The 21563-nt window shown below is 73.4% G+C and carries 14 protein-coding genes; 8 read left to right on the top strand and 6 right to left on the bottom strand.

From position 1 onward, the window contains the following. Positions 1-37: 37 nt before the first annotated feature. Both AWX74_RS14320 and bioA read right to left on the bottom strand, forming a co-directional pair. Positions 38-1825 (bottom strand): GGDEF domain-containing protein, encoded by a 1788-nt coding sequence (locus AWX74_RS14320; protein ID WP_226930891.1) that lies wholly within the window; start codon positions 1823-1825, stop codon positions 38-40. A gap of 446 nt (positions 1826-2271) precedes the next feature. Continuing rightward, on the bottom strand, positions 2272-3585 hold the full coding sequence (bioA, locus tag AWX74_RS14315; RefSeq protein ID WP_091276464.1) for an adenosylmethionine--8-amino-7-oxononanoate transaminase: 1314 nt from the start codon (positions 3583-3585) through the stop codon (positions 2272-2274). Positions 3586-3729: 144 nt separating this feature from the next. On the opposite strand from bioA, the gene AWX74_RS14310 reads away from it, so the two are divergent. The 3 genes from AWX74_RS14310 (at position 3730) to AWX74_RS14300 (ending at position 8156) form a co-directional block, all read left to right on the top strand. Further along, positions 3730-4575, top strand: coding sequence for a 4'-phosphopantetheinyl transferase family protein (locus AWX74_RS14310; protein ID WP_242666229.1), 846 nt, complete (start codon positions 3730-3732; stop codon positions 4573-4575). A 141-nt stretch (positions 4576-4716) separates the two neighbouring features. Then, positions 4717-5211, top strand: coding sequence for an SRPBCC family protein (locus AWX74_RS14305; protein WP_242666228.1), 495 nt, complete (start codon positions 4717-4719; stop codon positions 5209-5211). 194 nt (positions 5212-5405) lie between these two features. After that, entirely contained in the window at positions 5406-8156 is a 2751-nt protein-coding gene (locus AWX74_RS14300; protein ID WP_091276461.1) for a HelD family protein, read from the top strand. Positions 8157-8533: 377 nt separating this feature from the next. Here the strand turns inward: AWX74_RS14300 and AWX74_RS14295 are convergent, their stop codons facing one another. Next, positions 8534-8776, bottom strand: coding sequence for a hypothetical protein (locus tag AWX74_RS14295; protein WP_054570141.1), 243 nt, complete (start codon positions 8774-8776; stop codon positions 8534-8536). Positions 8777-9015: 239 nt separating this feature from the next. Between AWX74_RS14295 and AWX74_RS14290 the strand changes: the two genes are divergently transcribed. Together AWX74_RS14290 and AWX74_RS14280 are read left to right on the top strand one after the other, a co-directional pair. Continuing rightward, complete coding sequence (locus AWX74_RS14290; protein WP_091276457.1) at positions 9016-11649, top strand: DEAD/DEAH box helicase; 2634 nt, start codon at positions 9016-9018, stop codon at positions 11647-11649. A gap of 932 nt (positions 11650-12581) precedes the next feature. After that, a complete protein-coding gene (locus AWX74_RS14280; protein ID WP_006539916.1) occupies positions 12582-13430 on the top strand; it encodes a helix-turn-helix transcriptional regulator in 849 nt (282 codons plus the stop codon). Between the two features lie 214 nt (positions 13431-13644). Here the strand turns inward: AWX74_RS14280 and AWX74_RS39490 are convergent, their stop codons facing one another. Further along, positions 13645-14025, bottom strand: coding sequence for a hypothetical protein (locus AWX74_RS39490; RefSeq protein ID WP_131799460.1), 381 nt, complete (start codon positions 14023-14025; stop codon positions 13645-13647). Between the two features lie 379 nt (positions 14026-14404). On the opposite strand from AWX74_RS39490, the gene AWX74_RS14275 reads away from it, so the two are divergent. Both AWX74_RS14275 and AWX74_RS14270 read left to right on the top strand, forming a co-directional pair. Continuing rightward, positions 14405-17449 (top strand): MMPL family transporter, encoded by a 3045-nt coding sequence (locus AWX74_RS14275; RefSeq protein ID WP_242666227.1) that lies wholly within the window; start codon positions 14405-14407, stop codon positions 17447-17449. Between the two features lie 296 nt (positions 17450-17745). Beyond that, entirely contained in the window at positions 17746-18567 is an 822-nt protein-coding gene (locus AWX74_RS14270; protein WP_091276885.1) for an acyl-CoA thioesterase, read from the top strand. A gap of 36 nt (positions 18568-18603) precedes the next feature. Here the strand turns inward: AWX74_RS14270 and nagA are convergent, their stop codons facing one another. Next, positions 18604-19836, bottom strand: coding sequence for an N-acetylglucosamine-6-phosphate deacetylase (nagA, locus tag AWX74_RS14265; RefSeq protein WP_091276447.1), 1233 nt, complete (start codon positions 19834-19836; stop codon positions 18604-18606). Between the two features lie 46 nt (positions 19837-19882). Then, complete coding sequence (locus AWX74_RS14260) at positions 19883-20311, bottom strand: cold-shock protein (protein WP_091276444.1); 429 nt, start codon at positions 20309-20311, stop codon at positions 19883-19885. Between the two features lie 527 nt (positions 20312-20838). Between AWX74_RS14260 and AWX74_RS14255 the strand changes: the two genes are divergently transcribed. Beyond that, entirely contained in the window at positions 20839-21555 is a 717-nt protein-coding gene (locus AWX74_RS14255; protein WP_091276441.1) for a nuclear transport factor 2 family protein, read from the top strand. Positions 21556-21563: the final 8 nt, after the last annotated feature.

The raw sequence follows: 21563 nt of genomic DNA, 5'->3' as shown, positions 1-21563 counted from the left end.
TCTGGCCGCTCGATCGGCCAGGCGCCCGGCCCGCGGATCAGGTGGTGGGCCGTGCCTTCCGGGGGACCGGCGCCGCGGCGAGGCACACCCGGTCGCGCCCTTCCCGCTTGGCACGGTAGAGGGCCGCGTCGGCACGTTCGAGCAGGTCGGTGACAACCCCGTGGTCGTCGTGGGAGGCCGGCGCGCCGCTGGCCACGCCCACCGACACGGTGACCCGCTGCTCGCCGCGGGCGAGGTGGACGCGGACGGCCGCGACGCTGTCGCGGACACGTTCGGCGATGGCGGCCGCGGCCGCGAGGTCGACGCCGACCAGCAGCACGACGAACTCCTCCCCACCGAAGCGCCCGACGAGGTCCTGCGGCCGGGTCGCGTGGCGCAGCGCGTCGGCGACGGCGAGCAGCACCACGTCACCGTCGATGTGGCCATGCCGGTCGTTGACCTGTTTGAAATGGTCGATGTCGACCAGCAGCACCCCCAGTGGCCGCCCGAGCTCGTGGCTTCGGGCTGTCTCGGCCGTTGCCACCTGCCGCCAGTAGCCCAGGGTCGCCAGCCGGGTCTTGGCATCGGTGCGCGCGGCGGACAGCAGCTCGGCATGGGCGAGCCCGCGACGCAGCAGAAGCACCGGTGGCACCGCGATCACCAGCAGCACCGGGCTAGCCGCCCACACGACCGCCAGGACGAGCGCCGCGCAGAGCTGGACGGTCACTGTCGCGGTGTGGTCGCGGCCGGCCGCCCAGCGGCGGGGCCGCAGCAGGCGGTCGACGGCCAGGTAGACGGTGACCGCGGCGAACAGTGCCGTGACGCCGCGGGCTGACCCGGCGAGCCGGTCGGCGGACCCGGGGTCGACGGCGGGGTCGAGCAGACGGTGCGCGAGGGCGGCGGCCGCACCGGCGATCCCGAGCGCGGCACTGTCGTGGAACAGGCTGTGGGTGGGAGGGCCGTCGCCACCGGTCCGCCCACGGCGGGCCGGTCGGGCGCGCCGTGGTGCGGCCGCCAGCCACAGCGGCACGTGCGCGAGCAGCGCGTACAGCGGAGGTAGCAACAGGGCCACCGGCAGCGTCCAGGTGGTGGTCATGGCGGGGTAGGCGTCCCGGCCGGCCTCGATCGTGTCCTCGCCGTCCTCGCCGCGCGCGCTGCCGGCCCAGCCGGGGGCGCCGGCCAGGCTGGCACCGAACGGACTGGCACCGAACAGGCTGGTGAGGACGGCCAGCCCCGTGAAGGTGGCGAAGGTCGCGAGCTCGGTGGCCCGCGCTGTGCCCGCGCCCATGACGCCGTCGGCGAGGAGCAGGGCAACGCTGAGCCCGAACAGGGCATCCACCACCAGTGCCTGGAGCAGGGGGGCCGGTGCCCCGCAGCGGCTGCCGCGGCGGATGTGCTCCAGGGCGGGATCGGTGGGCCGGGCGCGCAGGAACAGTGATGCGCCCAGCCCCGTGTCGCTGTGCGGTGGGCCGGCGGATGGGCACGGTGGGCCGGGAGACGAGCCGGGCAGCGCGCCCGGCTCTGCGCCGGATGGCGCGGTGGTGACCGGTGCGGTCGTTACCGGTGCTGTGTGGCAGGGCGCGGTGTGGCAGGGCGCTCCGGCCGGAACCGGGCAGCGGGCCACCGCGGCCAGCGGCAGTGGTTCGGCGGGCCACAGGGTGGGGTCGGTGGCCGGGTGCCCGGCGGGCCCACCGGGCGATGGTGCCGGTTCCAGCGGGCCGCACACCCGCGGCGGATCGATCGGGGCCCCCGCGGGCAGGCGGCCACGACGCCATCCGCGGCGGGCCGCGTTCACCACGGCCCGCAGGCCCGCAGGGGCGTACCCGGCCCCCGGCCCCCCTGACATCTGTCGTGACATCTGTCGTAACGGCATCCGCACCCGGCCCCTCTCGTTCACCGCCCGCGGCACCCCGCCTGCCGGCGATATCCAGATCACTCAGGGCATTCGTCGACCAGGCCGGCGATGGTGCCGCCCCCTTCCCCGGGTCCGGGCCCTCCGGAACCCGACAACGACACGCCGACCGCTACACACAGTGAAACCCCGTGAACGAAGGGTATGAAGGCTCTTCGGGCATCCGCAACTAGTTCCCCGATGTCGGATATGCAGCGGGCGGACGCAGGGCGGCGGCCTGGCACCGCGTCGGGCCCCGGCGGGCCGCCGCGGTAACCACCTGACCTGCGCCGTCGCCGCGACGGCGACGGCTGGCACGGCGACGCGGACGGCCCGGGCGAGCGCCCGGCCGGGAGCAGGAAGACCACAGTCGCCGACCCGGCCGAAGCCGGGGCGAGGGCCTACCGGGTGATACTCGGGACGCCCGTGGTGCTCGTGGTGGCGGCGACAGCCTCGACCATGGCCCCCGCCAGCGTGGCCACCTCGGCGGGCTCCATCACGAACGGTGGCATCGCGTAGACGAGACGACCGAACGGGCGCACCCACACCCCCAGCTCCACCAGCAGCGGCTGGATGACCGCCATGTCGACCGGTTCACGGGTCTCGATCACACCGATCGCGCCGAGGGTGCGTACCTCGGCCACCCCGGGCAGGTCGGCGGCCGCGGCGAGGCCGTCGGCCAGCGCGTCGTGCACCCCCCGCACCCGCTCCCGCCACGGCGAGGAGAGCAGAAGCTCGATGCTCGCCCGGGAGACGGCCGCCGCCAGCGGATTGCCCATGAAGGTCGGGCCATGCATGAACGCGCCCGCCGCGGAGGCGCACACCCCGTCGGCGACCTCCTCGGTGCACAGGGTGGCGCCCATGGTCAGGTAGCCGCCGGTCATGGCCTTGCCGACGCACATGATGTCGGGTGTGATCCCCGCATGGTCGCAGGCGAACAGCTCGCCGGTGCGCCCGAAGCCGGTCGCGATCTCGTCCGCGATCAGCAGGACCTGGTGGCGGTCGCACAGATCACGCACACGCGTGAGCCAGCCGGGCGGGTAGAAACGCATCGCCCCGGCCCCCTGCACGACCGGTTCGCAGATGACCGCGGCGAGCTCGCCGCGGTGGGCGGCGAGCAGCCGCTCCACGTCGGCGAGGTCGCTGTCGGTCACCGGGTCGCTGTAGCCACTGGTCGGGGCGGCGGCGAACAGGTGCTGGGCGAGCAGGCCGGTGAACAGGTGGTGCATGCCCGTGTCCGGGTCACACACCGACATCGCGCCGGAGGTGTCGCCGTGGTAGCCGCGGCGGATCGTGAGCAGCCTGGTGCGCTCGGGCCGGCCCCGGCCGGCCTGGTACTGCAACGCCATCTTGATCGCGACCTCCACGGAGACCGAACCGGAGTCGCAGAAGAAGACCCGGTCCAGGCCCGGGGGGGTGATCCGGACGAGCAGCTCGGCCAGGGCCACCGCCGGCTCGTGCGTCAGCCCGCCGAACATCACGTGGGCCATCCGGTCCAGCTGGTCGCGCACGGCCTGGTCCAGGACCGGGTGGCGGTAGCCGTGGATCGCCGCCCACCACGACGACATTCCGTCCAGCAGCTCACGGCCGTCGGTCAGGGTCAGCCGCACGCCGCGGGCGGACGCGACGGCGAACAGCGGCGCATGGTCGCGCACCGAGCCGTAGGGATGCCAGACGACCGCACGGTCACGCGCGACGAGGTCCGAACCGTCCATGCCCTCACCCTCTCCCAGCAGGGGCATGATGTTGCCCGCAGGTGTCGCAAGAGCCACAGGTGTCACAGAAGCCACCAGCGGAAGCCACCACCGGCGACGTGGAGCCACCGGTGACGCCCAGTGCAGCAGAGGAGTCGTGCGCCCATGCCGTCCACAGGCCGTCGTGATCGGGGAAGTGGCGCCGTCCCCCCCGCCGCCGCCATCGCCGGGGGGGCGGTGCTGCTGGGCGCGGTCCTGCCGGCGCCCGGGCCGTCGGCGGATTCAGCCGGCCCCGGCGACCCCGCGCTCGCCGCGGTGGAGAAGTACGACGACGACTTCGGGGGCGACCCGGACGCGGCGCTGTTCCCGGCGGAGGCGGCCGTCCTGACCCGCGCCGTCGACAAGCGACGGCGCGAGTTCACCACCGGGCGGATTTGCGCGCACCGGGCGCTGCGGGCGCTGGGAGAGGCCGCGGTGCCGATCCTTCCCGGTGAGCACCGCGAACCGCGGTGGCCCGACGGGGTGGTCGGCAGCATCACCCACACCGCCGGATACCGGGCCGCGGTCGTGGCGCGGACGGTCGCGGGCCGGGCGGTCAGCGTGGGTATCGACGCCGAGCCGAACGAGGCGACCCCGGGCGGTGTGCTGCGGGAGATCTCGCTGCCCGACGAACGGGACCGACTCACCGAGCTGGGGCGGGCACATCCGGCGGTCGCCTGGGACCGGCTGCTGTTCAGCGCCAAGGAATCGGTCTACAAGGCCTGGTTCCCCCTCGCCCGCCGATGGCTGGGTTTCGGTGACGCCGACCTGACCCTCACCGTCGACGGCGACCACGACGACGACCCGGGCTTCGGGGCCGGCGGCGATGGCCTGGTGGCGCGGGGCGGGTTCCAGGCCAGGCTGCTGGTCGCGGGCCCGACGCTGCCCACCGGCGAGGAACTGACCGGGTTCACCGGGCGGTGGGTCGTCGGCCGCGGTCTGCTGGTGACCGCCATCGCCTTCGGCTGCTGACACCTTCGGCTGCTGACCACGCCGGGCACAGCCGTGCTGGCTACCACCTCGACGGCGATGCCGACGTTACGTCCACAGGTGGATGCGCAGGGTGCGGGCGCCGGATGAAGTTCGGGCGCACCCGGCCTACCGTGGGCAGGTGTGAGCGTGGTTTTCCTGGACGCGTCCGGGCCGGCGCCGCCGCAGGTGTGCTGGGAGCGGTATGCCGTGCCGGCGGCCTGGCCTACCTGGGCGCCGCAGATCCACGCCGTCACGCTGGCGGACGTCCCCGTCGGCGTACGGCGCCAGGCGGCCGTGCCGGTGGGCTCCGGCGCCGGCGGCACTCCCTCTCCCCCGGGCTGGCCGGGCGCCCGCAGGGCGCCGGCCACCGAGGTCCGGATCTTCCCCGGGCTGCGCGGCCGGATCCGCGGGCTCTTCCCGCCGACGGCCCGGTTCGTCATCACCGCGGTCGACGAGACGGACCGCACCTGGAGCTGGCAGGTGGGAGTCGGCCCGCTGCGGCTCGAACTCGACCACGGCGTGGACGCCTGCCTGGACGGCGGGACCTCGGCGTGGCTGCGGATCACCGCGCCCGCGCTGGCGATCCGCGCCTACGCTCCGATCGCCCGCGCCGCACTGCGCCGCCTCGTGCGCTGAGCCGCCTCGTGCGCTGAGAAAACCGCCGTCCGGAGACCACTGCTGGTGGACCAGCCCGCGCGTGGCCGTGCGGCGGCCTGCCTGCGCGGGGTGTGGCTACGGGAAAAGAACGACCCTGGGCTAAGCTGAGAGCCGGGACGCGGGCGCACGAAAAAGAACGCGCCACGCGGGATAGTAACCGGAGAGGGCTGGGGTTGTCAAAGGAAACGGTGCCGGCCAGGTCGGCCGACTCACTCGAACCCCGCGACGAGCCCCGGGTGAACCACAACGAGACCCGGGTGGACCAGAAGGCGGATGCGGATGACGAGCGGGCCCTGGAACAACGCTACCTGACCATGCTGCACGAACGGCTCGACGGCCTGCGCGCCACAGCCGCGGCCGGACTGGCCGAGGCGCTCCTGCGTGACGATCCCGAGCCCGGCGCCCGGGCCGACCGCGACGCGGTCGCCGCCCGCCACGCCGACCAGCTCACCCGGGTCGACGCCGTCCGCGACCGGCTGATGTTCGGCCGGCTCGACCTGGCCGACGGCGAGCGGCGCTACATCGGCCGGATGGGCCTGCTCGATCCCGACGCCGACTACGACCCGCTGCTCATCGACTGGCGCGCGCCGGCCGCGCGCCCGTTCTACCTGGCCACCGGCGCGACGCCGCTGGGTGTCGCCCGCCGGCGCCACATCCGCACGGTCGGGCGCCGGGTGACCCACCTCGACGACGAGACCCTCGACACCGGCGCGCTCGGCGACGGTGTCCTGGGTCTGCTCACCCTCGACGGCCTGGGCGCCGCCGAGGACACCGAGGACACAGCCGAGGAGGCGGCCGAGGACAGGGAGGCGGCCTGGGCCACCGTGGCCGCGTCCCCCGCGTCCCCCGCGACCGCACAGACCCCGTCCGGGGAGGTGGCCCGCGGCACCCTGGTCGGCGAGGCCGCGCTGCTGAACACCCTCGCCGCGCACCGCACCGGCCGGATGCGGGACATCGTCGCGACCATCCAGTCGGAGCAGGACCGCATCATCCGCTCCGACCAGGACGGAATCCTCGTCGTGGACGGCGGCCCGGGCACCGGGAAGACCACGGTCGCGCTGCACCGGGCCGCGTTCCTGCTCTACTCCCGCCGCGAGCATCTCGCCCGCCGCGGAGTGCTGATCATCGGTCCGAACCCGGCGTTCCTGCGCTACATCGAGCACGTGCTGCCCTCGCTCGGCGAGACCGGGGTGCTGCTGTCGACGATCGGCGACCTGTTCCCCGGGATCCGCGGCCGGCAGCCCGAGAGCACGCTCGCCGCGGCGGTCAAGGGCCGGTCGGCGATGGTGGACGTCCTGACCGCGGCGGTGCGCGACCGCCAGCGCCTGCCCGACATCCCGCTGGAGATCACCGTCGCGGACGGGGTCGCCCGCCTCGACGAGACGATCGTCGTCCCGGCCCGCGCCGCGGCCCGGCTCACCGGGCGGCCGCACAACCTGGCCCGGCCGGTTTTCGTCCGCGAAGTGATCGCCGCGCTGACCCGCCAGATCGCCGACCGGTACGAGACATCCATCGACGAGGTCGACATACCGGACTTCGTCGACGACTTCATGCTCTGGCCGGACACCGACGCCGCCCGTGACAACCTCGACGACAGCGAGGCCAACGACGCCGACTGGGCGAGCGCGGCCCGGGCGGCGGCGACCGCGGCGGCCAGCCAGCCGGTCCTCGACGCCGCCGACCTCGCCGACCTGCGCCGCGACCTGAGCTCCGACCCGCGCCTGGCCGCTGCGATCGACGGCCTGTGGCCGCTGCTCACCCCGCAGGACCTGCTCACCGACCTGTTCGCCGACGACGACGCGCTGCGCCGTGCCGCGCCGGACCTGACCGCCGCCGAGCGGGCGGCCCTGCGCCGCGAGCCGGGCGGCGGCTGGACGCCGGCGGACGCCCCGCTGCTCGACGAGGCCGCCGAGCTGCTCGGCGACGACCCCCGGCTGGCGATCGACGCCGCGGTGGCCGAACAGCTGGAACGGCGCGAACGGGCCGAGTACGCCGGCGGGGTCCTCGACATCCTCTCCCGCGGGGACACCGAGGACCCCGACGGCGAGGTCCTGATGGCCACCGACCTGATCGACGCCGACCGCTTCGGCGAACGCCACGCCGAGATCGACACCCGCAGCACCGCCGAGCGCGCCGCCGCCGACCGTGGCTGGACGTTCGGGCACGTCATCGTCGACGAGGCGCAGGAGCTGTCCGCGATGGCCTGGCGGATGGTGATGCGGCGCTGCCCCAGCCGGTCGATGACGATCGTCGGGGACGTCGCCCAGACCGGCGACGCGGCCGGGACGTCCTCGTGGGCGCGGGTGCTCGCCCCCTACGTCGGCACGCGTTTCGTGCTGGAGCGGCTCACGGTGAACTACCGCACCGGCGCGGAGATCATGGCGGTGGCCGGCGACGTCCTGGCCATGCAGGGGCGTGGGTTGCGCGCGCCGCGATCGGTGCGCCGCTCCGGGCACGTCCCCTGGCGCCTCGCGGTCCCCGAGGCCGATCTGGAGCCGCGGCTGGCCCGGCTGGTGGCTGACGAGCACGCCGCGTGCGGCGGGGGGCGCCTGGCGGTGATCGTCCCGACCTCGCGACGGGAGCAGCTGGCCGGGTTGGTGGGCTCCGCCGCGGCCGGCCCGGCGGCCTCCGGCGACCCGGGCACCGCGGAAACAGGTACGACACGCGCAGACGCCGCAGGCACGGCAGGGACAGCCGGTGAGGACTCCGCCGCGGAGGACCCGGTGGTGGTGCTCACCGTACGGGAGGCCAAGGGGCTGGAGTTCGACGCCGTCATCGTGGTGGAGCCCGAACGGATCCTCGCCGAGTCCCCGCGGGGAGCCGGCGACCTGTACGTGGCGCTCACCCGGCCGACGAACCAGCTCGGTGTGGTGCACGTCGAGGAACTGCCGGCGGTGCTGGACCGGCTGCGGCCCCGCGGCTGACCGCCACCGGCGGCCCCGGCCGGCGAGTGGCAAGAGCGGAGGATTTTGGTCGCCCGAACGACCAAAATCCTTCTTCCTTGCGGGCCACCAGGCGAAACGGAGCCGGTTTTGCGGGGAACTGGGGGGCGCTCGCGGTGTGGGATCGCCGGTAGGCGGCCGTGCGGACCGGTTCGCGTCCACCCGACCTCGACCCTGCGGGCTCCGGAAGGTCGTCGCGCCCGCATGGATCGGTCCGTCCCGGGGCGGGGCACCGGGGCCGCGTCCCGGGACGGAGAGGAAAATTAAAGATCATCTATTGACGCACGACGGCGTCAACGCCGTTGACTATCTTGTGCCGGGTGGACGCACCGGCGGCCGGACGGTCAGCCCACCGCCGATCACCCGCCCCGCACGGTCGAGGCGAGCAGGCGATGCCACCGGTCGGGCTCCAGGTTCAGCCACCGGTCGACATCCTCACGCCACCAGATCCGGGTCCCGTTCCAGGCAGAGGTCCGGTTCACGACCCCCGCGGCCGCGGGCGCCGCCGGATCACTGCGCAAACGGTGATCGACAGCCTGTCGGGTCACGCCCAGCGCGCGGGCGATGTCACCCGACCCGACGAGCAGAGGGAGCTCATCCACCTCGCAGACGCTAACCGCAAACAGGACATAGCGGCCTGTCGCCGGATGCCGGTAGGTGGGGCGGCAATCTCACGCCGGGACCAACGGACGGTACACACCGGGACACAGACCCTGGTCGCCGGGGACCTCCGCCCGTAGATGGGACGAGCGTGACGACTCCGTCACAGCCAACCCGTCCAGCGCCGGCAGGCACGCCGCCGCCCCGGCCAGCCGGTCCGTACGGCACGATCGAGAGCACCATGACGCAGCACAGCCAGCCACCCGTCGCCGTCTCGCCCGCCGCCTCGCCCGCGAGCGACCCGCCCGCCAGCACCTCGCCCGCCACAGAATCGACGGTCACGACGCTGACCTCGCGGCTGCCGGCCGGTCGCGATGCCGACACACCCGCGGACGCGGACGCGCTGTTCGACGCGTTCGGTGCCTGGGTGGCTGACCAGGGCCTGACCCTCTACCCGGCGCAGACCGAGGCGCTCATCGAGGTGGTCAGCGGCTCGAACGTCATCCTGGCGACGCCGACCGGCAGCGGGAAGAGCCTGGTGGCGACCGGCGCGCACTTCGCCGCGCTCGGCTGGGGCCGGCGCACCTTCTACACAGCGCCGATCAAGGCGCTGGTGTCGGAGAAGTTCTTCGCGCTGTGCGCGGTGTTCGGCGCCGCCAGCGTCGGCATGATGACCGGCGACGCCTCGGTCAACGAGACCGCGCCGATCATCTGCTGCACCGCCGAGATCCTGGCGAACATCGCCCTGCGCGACGGCGCGGAGGCGGATGTGGGTCAGGTCGTCATGGACGAGTTCCACTACTACGCCGACCCCGACCGGGGCTGGGCCTGGCAGGTGCCGCTGATCGAGCTGCCGAACACCCAGTTCCTGCTCATGTCGGCGACGCTGGGCGACGTCACCAGGTTCGAGGAGGACCTGACCCGGCGCACCGGCCGACCGACGGCGGTCGTGCGCTCGGCGCAGCGGCCCGTCCCGCTGTTCCACCGGTATGTCACCACGCCGCTGCACGAGACGATCGAGGAGCTGCTCGAGACCCGGCAGGCCCCGGTCTACGTCGTGCACTTCACCCAGGCCTCGGCGCTGGAACGGGCCCAGTCGCTGATGAGCATCAACGTGTCGACCCGCGCCGAGAAGGACGCGATCGCGCAGATGATCGGCGGGTTCCGGTTCGCCTCCGGGTTCGGCAGGACGCTGTCCCGCCTGGTCCGGCACGGTATCGGCGTGCACCACGCCGGGATGCTGCCGAAGTACCGCCGGCTCGTCGAGCTGCTCGCGCAGGCGGGGCTGCTCAAGGTCATCTGTGGGACGGACACCCTCGGGGTCGGCATCAACGTCCCGATCCGGACCGTGGTGTTCACCGCGCTGTCGAAGTACGACGGCACCCGCACCCGGATCCTGACCGCGCGGGAGTTCCACCAGATCGCCGGGCGGGCCGGACGGGCCGGTTTCGACACGGTCGGCAACGTCGTCGTGCAGGCACCCGAGCATGTGGTGGAGAACGAGAAGGCGCTCGCGAAGGCCGGTGAGGACCCGAAGAAGCGGCGCAAGGTCGTGCGGCGCAAGCCACCGGAGGGGTTCGTCTCCTGGGGCGTGCCGACCTTCGACCGGCTCGTCGCCGCCGAGCCGGAGCCGCTGGTCTCCCAGTTCGCCGTCAGCCACTCGATGCTGCTCAACGTGGTCAGCCGGCCGGGTGACGCGTTCACCGCCATGCGCCATCTGCTCACCGACAACCACGAGCCGCGCCCGGCGCAGCGCCGGCACATCCACCGCGCGATCGCGATCTACCGGGCGCTGCTCGCCGCCGGGGTGGTGGAGAAGCTCGACACGCCGGACGAGACCGGCCGCACGGTTCGGCTCACCGGCGACCTGCAGCTGGACTTCGCGCTCAACCAGCCGCTGTCACCGTTCGCGCTGGCCGCGATCGAGCTGCTCGACCGCGACTCCCCCGGCTACGCCCTCGACGTCCTGAGCCTGCTCGAGTCGACGCTGGACAACCCGCGTCAGGTCCTGTCGGCCCAGCAGTTCCGGGCCCGCGGTGAGGCGGTGGCCGCGATGAAGGCCGAGGGCGTGGACTACGACCGGCGCATGGAGCTGCTCGACGAGGTCACCTGGCCGAAGCCCCTGGACGAGCTGCTGCACGCCGCGCTGGCCACCTACCGGCGCGGGCACCCGTGGGTGGACGACTACGAGCTGGCACCGAAGTCGGTCGCCCGGGACATCTTCGAGCGGGCGATGACCTTCGCGGAGTACGTCGACTTCTACGGTCTGGCCCGCTCCGAGGGGCTGCTGCTGCGCTATCTGGCGGACGCGTTCAAGGCGCTGCGCCAGACGGTGCCCGAGGAGGCCCGCACCGAGGAGCTCGGTGACCTGACCGAGTGGCTCGGGGAGCTGGTGCGCCAGGTCGACTCCAGCCTGCTCGACGAGTGGGAGGCGCTGCGCGATCCGACCGCCGCCCCCGACGCCTCCGCCGGCGCGGCGATCGCGCTGGTGGAGCGCACCACGGCGGTCACGGCGAACCTCCGTGCGTTTCGGGTGCTGGTGCGCAACGCGCTGTTCCGCCGGGTGGAGCTGGCCGCGTTGCGCCGCCACGACCTGCTCGGCGAGCTCGACGCCGCCGCCGGTTTCGACGCCGACGCCTGGCAGGAGGCGTTGGAGGGCTACTACTCCGAGCACGACGAGATCGGCACGGGGCCGGACGCGCGTGGCCCGGGCCTGCTGCTCGTCACCACCGCCGCCGACCGCTGGACGGTTCGCCAGATCTTCGACGACCCGGCCGGCGACCACGACTGGGGAATCAGCGCCGAGGTGGATCTCGCCGCCTCCGACGAGGCGGGAACGGCCGTCGTGCGCGTGACGGCGGTCGACCAGTTGTAGACCTTCGGGTGCGCGGACCCCGCGGGCCCCGCGGGGTCCGTGAACCCACGGGGGCAGCGCACCCCCATCTCGACAAAAGGCAAAACGGGCATGGCACCGAAGTGTTCACGCCCGTTTCGACCAGTCGATAACCGGCACTTTTGTTCCAGCCCTCCCGCGTAGGTCACGCATTCGGTGTGGATGCCCTGTGAGGTGGCGCGGTGACCGAGCGGAACGGACCGGCCGACCGGCAGGCCGGCACACCCTCGCCCGCCTCGGCCGACGGATCGCACCGACGATCGCCCACCGGCGCCCACCCACGACCAGGGGTGACGACGGCAACGTCGGCACAGCCCCGACCCTGGACCCACCGAACCGGTTTTTACCCAACCGCACCGGCGCACATTCCCACACTTCGATCATCGGAAACACAACTGACAACCGCTCGACCCGCAAGAACGGCCATCGGCCGACAGGGGAGCGGATCAATATCAACGGAGGACGAACGTCCGATCATCGGCTTCCCGGCCCACCGGGAAGCCACGGCGACCGGGCGCGGCCCGATCCGGCGATCCACCACCGGCCGGCCACCGCCTCCGGCGCCACCCCCACCCGCCGGGTCACCACGGGTCAGCGCCACCGGGCCACCCCCTACACCCGCGGCCGATCACAACCCTCACTGCCCGCGTTCGGCACCACGGTGCACAATGCGCGGATTGCCGGGACGAAGATCCCCTTGCTAGTCTCAATTCCCGGCAAGGAGATTTGTCTGCCGTAAAGGGCCACGCCGACCCGGCTGCGTGGACACCGCACGGCACGACGCCGGTTTCGCTGCCCCGCCTTGTCTTCGGTCGTCTTCAGACCGCGGAAATCGGGCGGGCCGGCGGCACCATTTGCCGTTTCGGAGTTTTGTTCGTTCTTAGTCCGCGAGACCCCCGGACGAGAGGAAGACGATGACATCGGGCACTACCGATGGCTGCTCGGTCGAGGCGATGCTGCCTCGGGCCGTCACCCGGCTGCGCGCCCGTACCGGCGCCGATCTGGCCTATGGCGGATCGGTCGACCCCCGCTCGCGCTACCTGACCATCAGCGCGCTCGACGGGAACCGCACGAACGCGTTGCGCGGAATGTCCCTGCCGCCGGGCCACGGCGTGGGCGGACGGGTGGTGGCCCTGGGCCGGCCCGTCGTGATCGACGCGGGCACCCGCCCGCGCTACACCGAGGACCAGCGCGACTGGGCTGTCCTGGGTGAGGACATCTCCTCGGTGGTCGCCGTACCGGTGCGCGCCGGCGGCATCGTGCACGCGGTGCTGTACTGCGGGGTGCGGGCCGACAATCCGGTGCCGCCGGCCGCGGTGGAGACCGCGCTCGGTGTCGCCCGCCGGTTCGAGGCCATGCTGGCCGATCGCACGACGACCGCCCGGGCGGACGGCGCCGCGGCCACCCCGGGCGCGTCCCGGCTGCGGGTGCTGTGCCGGGTCGACTCCGAGCTGGAGGAGCTGACCTACCAGACCAGCGACCAGGCGCTGCGGGAGCGGATCATCGCGGTACGCGACCTGTTGGAGGACCTGTTCCCCGACACCGCGCCGCCGACCCGCGCCCAGCCGTTCGGGCTGTCCCCGCGTGAGCTCGACGTCCTGCGGCTCGTCGCGGAGGGTATGTCCAACGCCGAGACGGCCCGCCGGCTCGCGGTCAGCCCGGAGACGGTGAAGGCGTATCTGCGCAGCATCATGAACAAGCTCGGTGTGCACAACCGCACCGCGGCGGTGAATGTCGCGCGCCGCTCCAGCCTGCTGCCGTGAGTACCGGCGCCGGACCAGCCTCAGGCTTCTCCGGCGGCGCTCGCCCGAGCTTTCCCGGCCGTGCCGGCCGGCACCCGCGCGGGCGGCGCAGGAAACATCCGAAAATACCGACGGGGTGCGGGCGTGGAGATCGCCCGCACCCCGTCGGCGGATTCGCGTGGTCGAAAGTTCCCGTGCAGCCCGGGACCGAATGCGCGCCGTCCCGGGACGGATATCACCGCCGATGTGTCGGCCTGGGGCAGAAGGTGCGCCCGACCGGTGCCCGCCGGGGGCTGGTCGCGGCCGCGCCCGGCGCGGGCAGCGCCAGCGGGCCGGTGGACGCCGGCGAGGCACCGCCGCCGGTCTCGGCCGCCCCGGACTGCTCCTGCCCTGGTGGCGGCGCCGATCCCGCCCCGCCACGGGACGATTCGCCCCCGGAACGCCCGCCGCCGGCGGCTGGGCCCGCAGGCCCGCCGGCCCGCTCGGAACCCTCCGGACGACCCGCCGACTCGGCCGGTCCACCCCCGCGTGGCTGTGCCCCGTACTGCGGCCGGGGGCACCTCTCCCGCTGCGATGGCGATCCGCCGTTGTTGTGCCGTTCGAACTTGTCTGTCACGACGAACTCCCCCTCCTCCGGATACCCGACTGGCGTGACTCACGACGTCATCGGGGTACTGGCGCCATCGGCGTGAACATTAAAGAGGTATTCACGACTTTGGTACCCCTCTACGGGGGTATCACCCAATCTTTCGCACTTCTACGTTGAAGGCATGTCATTTCCCGTCGAAGTCACGCGGCGGTTCAGGGGCTCGACGGGGCGCCCCGACAGCCACCGGTCACCCGCCCACGCGGGAACCGTGGCCGCGTCGGCGACGGTGTCGTCGCCGCCACTGACCCCACGCGCGATGCCACCGCCCACCAACCGCCTTCTGCCGGCACCGCCAGAAATCCGCCCGAAAGGGCCAGCAGCGCTCCCCCCGGCCCGGGCTCGGCTGGTGCGGGCGAGCGCGGTCGCTCCCGCCGACGAGCAGGCGAGCCGCGTGCCGGGACATCCCGGTAACACCGGTAACACCGGTAACACCGGTGGCGCGGGAAGCGCGGGCGGTATGGGTAACCCGCGCAACAGCGGAAACCGGGGAAACCCGGGAAACACCCCCAGCGCCGGCAGCGCCGGAAACGCCGGGAACTACGGCAGCTCCGGGAACTCGGGCCGGCACGGCGGCACGGGTGGTTCGCCGGGGCCGGCCAGCATCCCCGCCGGCGGTCGCGGCGGGCTGTTCGCGCTGCTGGCCCGGATCGCGATCAATCGCCCGGGCCGGGTGCTGACCATCACCGGGCTGGTCATCGCCTGCCTGCTCCCCTGGGCCGGCGGGGTCTTCGACCGGCTCGCCACCGGCGGCTTCTACGCGGCCGGCGACTCGGCCACCCGCGCCGAGGCGATGCTCGACGCCGAGTTCCCCGGCGCGCCGCCCAACGTCGCCATCATGGTCACCGCGCCGGGCACCATCGACGGGCCCACCGCACGCCGCCTCGGCGAGCACGTCACCGGGGAGCTGCGCCGCGAACCGGGTGTCAGTGGAATCGTCTCCTACTGGTCCCAGGAGCCCACCGCGGGCCTGCTGCGCTCCGAGGACGGCCGCAGCGGTCTCGTGCTCTTCCGGCTCACCGGCACCGAGGACGCCATCGCCCGGCACATCGAGGCGCTGCACGACCGGTACGCCCACGACGGCCCGGGAGTCATGGTGCGCTTCGGTGGCGCACCGGCGGTCATGCGCGACGTCACCGAGCAGAGCCGCTCCGACCTCGAACGGGCCGAGCTGGTCACCGCGCCGCTGGTGTTCGTCGTGCTGCTGTTCGCGTTCGGGGGTGTGGCCGCGGCGCTGCTGCCGATCGTCGTCGGCGGCACCGCGGTCATCGCGAGTCTCGCGCTGCTGCGCCTGCTCTCCGAGATCACGCACATCTCGGTGTTCTCGCTCAACCTGACGACGGCGCTCGGCTTCGCCCTCGCCGTGGACTACTGCCTCTTCCTGCTGCGCCGGTTCCGGGAGGAACGGACCGGCGGTGCGCCGGCTCCCGTCGCGCTGCGCACCAGCCTGCGCACCGCGGGTCGCACGGTGCTGTTCTCCGGCCTGACGGTCGCGCTGTCGCTGACCGGCGCGTTGCTGTTCCCGCTCCCCTACCTGCGTTCCTACGCCTACGCGGGTATCGCGGTGGTGATCACCTCGGAGCTGGCGGCGCTGCTGGTGCTGCCGGCGGCGGTCATACTGCTGGGCGAGCGGGTCGAGCGCGGCCGCCGGTGGTCACCACGCCGGGGCCCGGCACGCCCGCGCACGTCGGACCGGCGCACAGCAGACCGGCGCACAGCGGACCAGCGGACGTCAGACAGGCAGCCGGCGGGCCGGCGGCCGGCGTGGCGGCGCGAGCCGGGAGCGGCGTGGATGGGCCTGGCACGGCGGGTGATGGCCCATCCGGTGCTGTTCGGCGGGGCCGCGGTCGCGCTGATGGTGCTGCTGGCGCTGCCGCTGGGCAACCTGCGCGTCGCCCTCGCCGACGACACCGTGCTGCCGACCACCGCGGACTCGCATCTGGTGAACGACGCCATGCGCGACGACTTCACCGTCTGCCTGCCCTGCCAGATCCCCGTCGTGGTGCCCGGGGTGGACGCCCGGGAGCCCGCGGTGGTCGCCGAGCTCGGCGGGTACGCCGCCCGGCTGTCGCGCGTGCCCGGAATGGCGCGGGTGGACACCGTGGCCGGCAGCTACACCGACGGCGCGCTCGTCGCCGCCGTGTCCGCCGAGGCCGGCCAGCAGTTCGTCGGGACCCACGGCGGCGCCTGGCTGTCGCTGTGGCCGACCGAACCCGACCCGATCTCGAGCGCGACCCAGCGCACGGTGAACCTGGTGCGCGACATCCCCGCCCCGTACCCGGTCGAGATCGGTGGGCTGGCGCCGCATCTGGTGGAGACCCGTGACACCGTCCTGCGCGGCCTGCCGGGGGCGATCGCCGTCGTGGTGACAGCCACGTTCGTCCTGCTGTTCCTGTTCACCGGCAGCATCCTGCTGCCGCTCAAGGCGCTGGTGCTCAACGCGCTCAACCTGGCCGCGGTGATGGGCGTGATGGTGTTCGTCTTCCAGAACGGGCACCTGCAGAACCTGGTCGGGCACTTCCAGGTCTCCGGGACGGTCGAGCTGACCAGCCCGGTGCTGATGTTCTGCATCGCCTTCGGACTCAGCATGGACTACGAGATCTTCCTGCTCGCCCGCATCCGGGAGGAGCACCTGCGCGGGTCCGGCAACCGCCGTGCCGTCGCCCGCGGGCTCGCGGCGACCGGCCCGCTGCTGACCTGCGCCGCGCTCGCCCTGATCGTGGTCATGGTCGGGGTGGCGACGTCCGGCATCAGCCTCATCAAGATGATCGGGGTGGGCCTGGCGCTGGCTGTGCTGCTCGACGTCACCGTGGTCCGCGCCGTGCTGGTGCCCGCGTTCATGGCCCTGGCGGGCCGCTACAACTGGTGGGCGCCCGGGCCGCTGCGCGTGGTGCACGAACGCCTCGGCCTGCGCGAGGCCGGCGGGGAGGCGGCGGGCGAGCCCGCGGACGCCCTGACCGTCCCCCGTGGGGTCTTCCCGGCCGTGCTTCCGGTGACGTCGGGACGGCTGGGGGTTCCCGTGCGGCCCGACGCGGCGCCGGTGCGGCCCGACCTCGGACCGCCCCGGACAACCCCGGCCGACCCCCGCACCGGTGCACCGAAGGCCCTCTTCTCCGCCAGCACCTACGGCCGCGCGGAGGACGGGCTGTTCGATCCGGACGGCTACGGGCCCCCGGCCACCACCACGCCTGCCTCACCCCCGCCGCCGGCGTCACCGGGCCCGCACCCGGACCCCGACGGCGCCCACGACCCGGCCGACACCGTGGACGGATCCGCCGGCCATCACCTGCCCACTCTCGGCGAACGACAGCCCGATGACGGCGGCTGGTCACCGGACGCCTGGTTCTCCCCGCACGGCGACACCCGCCGCGACGACACCCACCGGGACGTCTGACGCAACACCACCGGGACGTCTGACGGGACGTTGGCGGGACAGCTGGCGAAAGGTGTGCTGGGGCACACCACGGGGTGCCGGGCCGAGCAATGCAGTATCCCGGATCTGCGGCGGGCACAGCGCCGCGATCAGGGCAGTCCCGCCGCGCCGGGGCCCGGCGGGACCGGGAGCGCGGGCGGGCACGGGTCCGGGTCGGGGCGACCCGGACCCGCGGCGGAGGGCGAGGGCGGAGCATGCGACCAACAGCCGACAGCAGGTCGGTCAGCGATTTCAGGCCGGCGAGCGACATCAGGCCGGTGAGTGTCGATCCGGCCGGGTCCACGCTCCTGGGGCTGCTGGACCTGGAGGAGATCGACCGCGACCTGTTCCGGGTCCGGCAGGTGTTCGACGACCGCTACGCGCTCTACGGCGGCCAGGTCGCGGCCCAGGCACTGCTCGCCGCCGGGCGCACCGTCGCCGAGGGCCGGGTGCCGCACTCCCTGCACGGCTACTACCTGCGCCTGGGCGACGCGTCCCGACCGACCGTGTTCCGGGTCGACCGCGACCGCGACGGCCGGTCGTTCTCCGCCCGCCGGGTCGTCGCCGTACAGGGCGGCAAGGTGATCTTCAACATGTCGGCGTCGTTCCAGGCACCGGAGCCGGGGGTGGACCTCACCAGCGATCCGATGCCACCGCTGGCGGCTCCCGAGGGCCTCGACGAGTTCGTGCTCGCGCGCCCGATCTCCTTCGAGGCGCGCGCCGAACCGCTCGCGGCCGGCGTCGACTTCCCGATCCGGCTGTGGGCCCGGTGCACCGACCCGCTGCCCGACGATCCGCTGGTCCACGCGGTCGTCCTGACCTACCTGTCGGACGGGCTCGCGGGCCTCGCGCCGTACCACACCGCGCAGGCCCGGTCGGGTTCCAGCCTGGACCACGCCGTCTGGTTCCACCGGCACATCCGCCTGGACGAATGGGTGCTGATGGATCATGTGCCGCGCACGGTCGCGGGCGGCCGGGGCTGGTACACCGGCACCATCCACGCCCGCGACGGCCGCCTCGGCGCGAGCCTGGTCCAGGAGGCGCTGTTCCGCCCACCGCTGGATCACCCCCGCCGCCTCCACGGCGAGGAGGAGGCCTGACGGACGTCACACGGCATCGGACGTCACACGGACGTCTCACGGTGCCGGACGTCTCACGGTGCCGGGCGGCCCCGCGCCCGCCCACCGCCCGCCCGCCAGGACGCCGGTGACGGCGAGGTCGGCGTCGAGCACCACCAGGTCGGCTGCCAGACCGGGCTCGATCGCCCCGCAGCTGCCCCGCAGGCCCAGGACCCGGGCCGGGGTCGTCGCCGCCGCGGCGACGGCGGTCTCGATCGGCAGGCCGGCCCGGACGGCACGGCGCACCGCGGCGTCCATCGTCAGGGTGCTCCCCGCGAGCGCGCCGTCGGCGGCCAGCCGGGCCTCGCCGCCGCGGACCCGGACCGGCTGGCCGCCGAGCCGGTAGTCCCCGTCGCCCACCCCGGCAGCGTCGACGGCGTCGGTGACCAGCACCAGCCGGTCCGGCTGGGCGGCGACGAACCGCAGCAGCGCCGGGTGCACGTGCACACCGTCGTTGATGAGCTCGCAGACGACCCCGGCGTCGAGCGCCGCGCCGGCGGCCCCGGGCTCGCGGTGATGCAGCGGCCGCATGCCGTTGAACAGGTGCGTCGTGAGCGTCATACCGGCCGCGAAGGCATCGGTGGCCTGGTCGTAGGTCGCGTCGGTGTGGCCGACCGCGGCGATCACGCCGTCGGCGAGCGCGGCGGCGACAACGGCACCGGCGCCGGGCAGCTCGGGGGCGACGGTGACAACCCGCAGCGTTCCGGCCGCCGCGGCGGCCAGCTCCGCGTACACCCCCCGGTCGGGCTGGCGCAGGTGTTCGGCCGGCTGGGCGCCGCGGCGGGCCGCGGCGAGGAACGGGCCCTCCAGATGCGCGCCCACGACATGGCCACCCGGGCCGGGTCCCGCCGCGGCGAGGGCGGCGATCCAGCCGAGCTGCTCGGCGAGGCGCGCCACCGGCGCGGTCACGAGGGAGACCAGCGTGCGGGTCGTCCCGTGGGCGCGGTGGAAGGCGACCGCTGCCGCCAGGTCCGCCGGGGAGGCGGTGACGTCGTGGCCGCCGCCCCCATGCACGTGCAGGTCGATGAAGCCGGGTACGAGCCACGCCCCGCCCAGGTCGACGACCTCGGTGGGCACGGCCGCCGCGGCCGCGATCTCGGTGGGCACCTCGACCCGGCCCCGCCCGACACCGGCGATCAGGCCGCCGCGGACCCGCACCCAGCCGGGGTCGAGGATCCCGGCCGGGGTGATCACCCGGGCGCCGGTCAGCACGGTCACCGCCTGCTCACCGGCCGAGAGTCCGGACGCCATGCCTGTCGAGGGCCCTGGTTCCCCGCCTGCCGTGTTCGCGGCCGCGCTAGTTCTCGACCCAGCCGTACTTGCGCGCGAAGCTGGCGAGCTGGCGACGCACGTGCAGGATCTGCGTGCCGGTCAGCGGCGGCTCGGTCTGCAGCAGCACCTCGGTGACCTCCTGCGTGAACTCCTCCACCGGCAGGACGTCACACAGCCCGTCGCCACCGTCGTCCGCCCTCGCGGACACCGGCCCCGGACCCGCCACCGGCGACGGCCCACCGGGGGCCGAGCCCCGCACGATCCGGGCCGACGACGCCTTACGCCCCCGGTCGCTGTCCTCGACGTCGAACTCCATCAACACGCCCGGCACCACCAGGCTCTTCTCGACGAGGAGGTCGTTCGCGTGCAGGAAGACGTCCTCGCCGCCGTCGCTCGGCGCGATGAACCCATAGCCACGGACATGATCGAAACGAAGGACTTTACCCGTGCTCACAACTCACCCACAACCCCTGAGGAACCCAAGATCCGACCCGCTGCCGAGCGGGCCCGTCCGTCACCGCGGGAGGGGACCGTGGCAGTCGCCCGACATCTTAGGCAAGCCGCGGCGGCATGGCCGGGTTTCGGTCGTCTCCGCTCACGGACGGGCGACATCGCGGGCCACCCTGGTCCGGTTCTCGTGCGGTCCTGGCGCCGACACGGCCACCCGCGCCGGATAATTCAGGTCACCCCTGGGCTACCCTTCGACCCCCGACGGCGGCAGATGTACCTGTCCCATAGGGACTTTCGACGTTCCTCCGGGGACGAACGGTGTGGGCCTGGCAGGTTGTTCCGCGACCAGACTCATGAAGTACCCCGTTACGTCGCAAATGACGCATTCCGCCACCCAACCGGACCGTCGAGACGACCACCCGGGGAACACCGATCGAGGTCTGCGTCAGCCCCTCCCTGGCCGACGCATCAGTCCGCCAGAACCAGCCAGACCGTCAGAGCCAGACAGCCAGACCTCCGGAGGACGACACGGTGACCGACAACGGCCCGACCGGCACGACTCCGCTGCACCTACAGGGCCGCGAGGCGGTCCTCGCCGCCGCGACGGCGGCGGCGGACACGCAATGGCGCCACGGCGCCCCGCCGGACTACCACTTCTCCCGCGAGGTGATGCCCGGCGAACGGACCACCCGCCACGAGCCGGGATCGCTCGCCGACATCGTCGAGAACCTCGTGCAGGTCTTCGAGATGGAGCTGTCCCACAAGGCCGACCCGGCACAGTGGGTCAGCATGGTCGTCGACCGGGTCAAGGTGAGCCTCAACGGCGGAGCGCCCGCGGGCAGCGCCGAGCTCGCCGAGCGCGGCAGCTACAACATCCTGATCGGGGAGAATCCCTACTACAAGGCGAGCGAGGAGACCTTCGAGTCCTCGCACGAGGTCTTCCACACGGCCTTCCCGGGCGGCTTCTTCTGGGAGGTCCTCGAGGTGTACTCGCCGCCGCCCGTCATCTCCTTCAAATGGCGGCACTGGGGCAGCTTCACCGGCCCCTACAAGGGCAACGCCCCCACCGGCGAGCGGATCGAGCTGTTCGGCGTCACCGTCGCCCGGGTCTCCGACGACCTGAAGCTGCTGGAAACCGAACATTTCTACGACAACAGCCTCTTCCTCGGGCAGCTTGTCGGCACCGGTGCGACCGGTGCGACCGGGTCGGATGAGCCGGGCAGCCCCGGCTGCCCGGCCGGCGCCTGACCGCGGGC

This window comes from Parafrankia irregularis (genome assembly GCF_001536285.1).
Taxonomy (GTDB): Bacteria; Actinomycetota; Actinomycetes; order Frankiales; family Frankiaceae; genus Parafrankia; species Parafrankia irregularis.
Note: the sequence above shows the minus strand (reverse complement) of the source record. Positions and strands in the feature narration are given on the sequence as shown.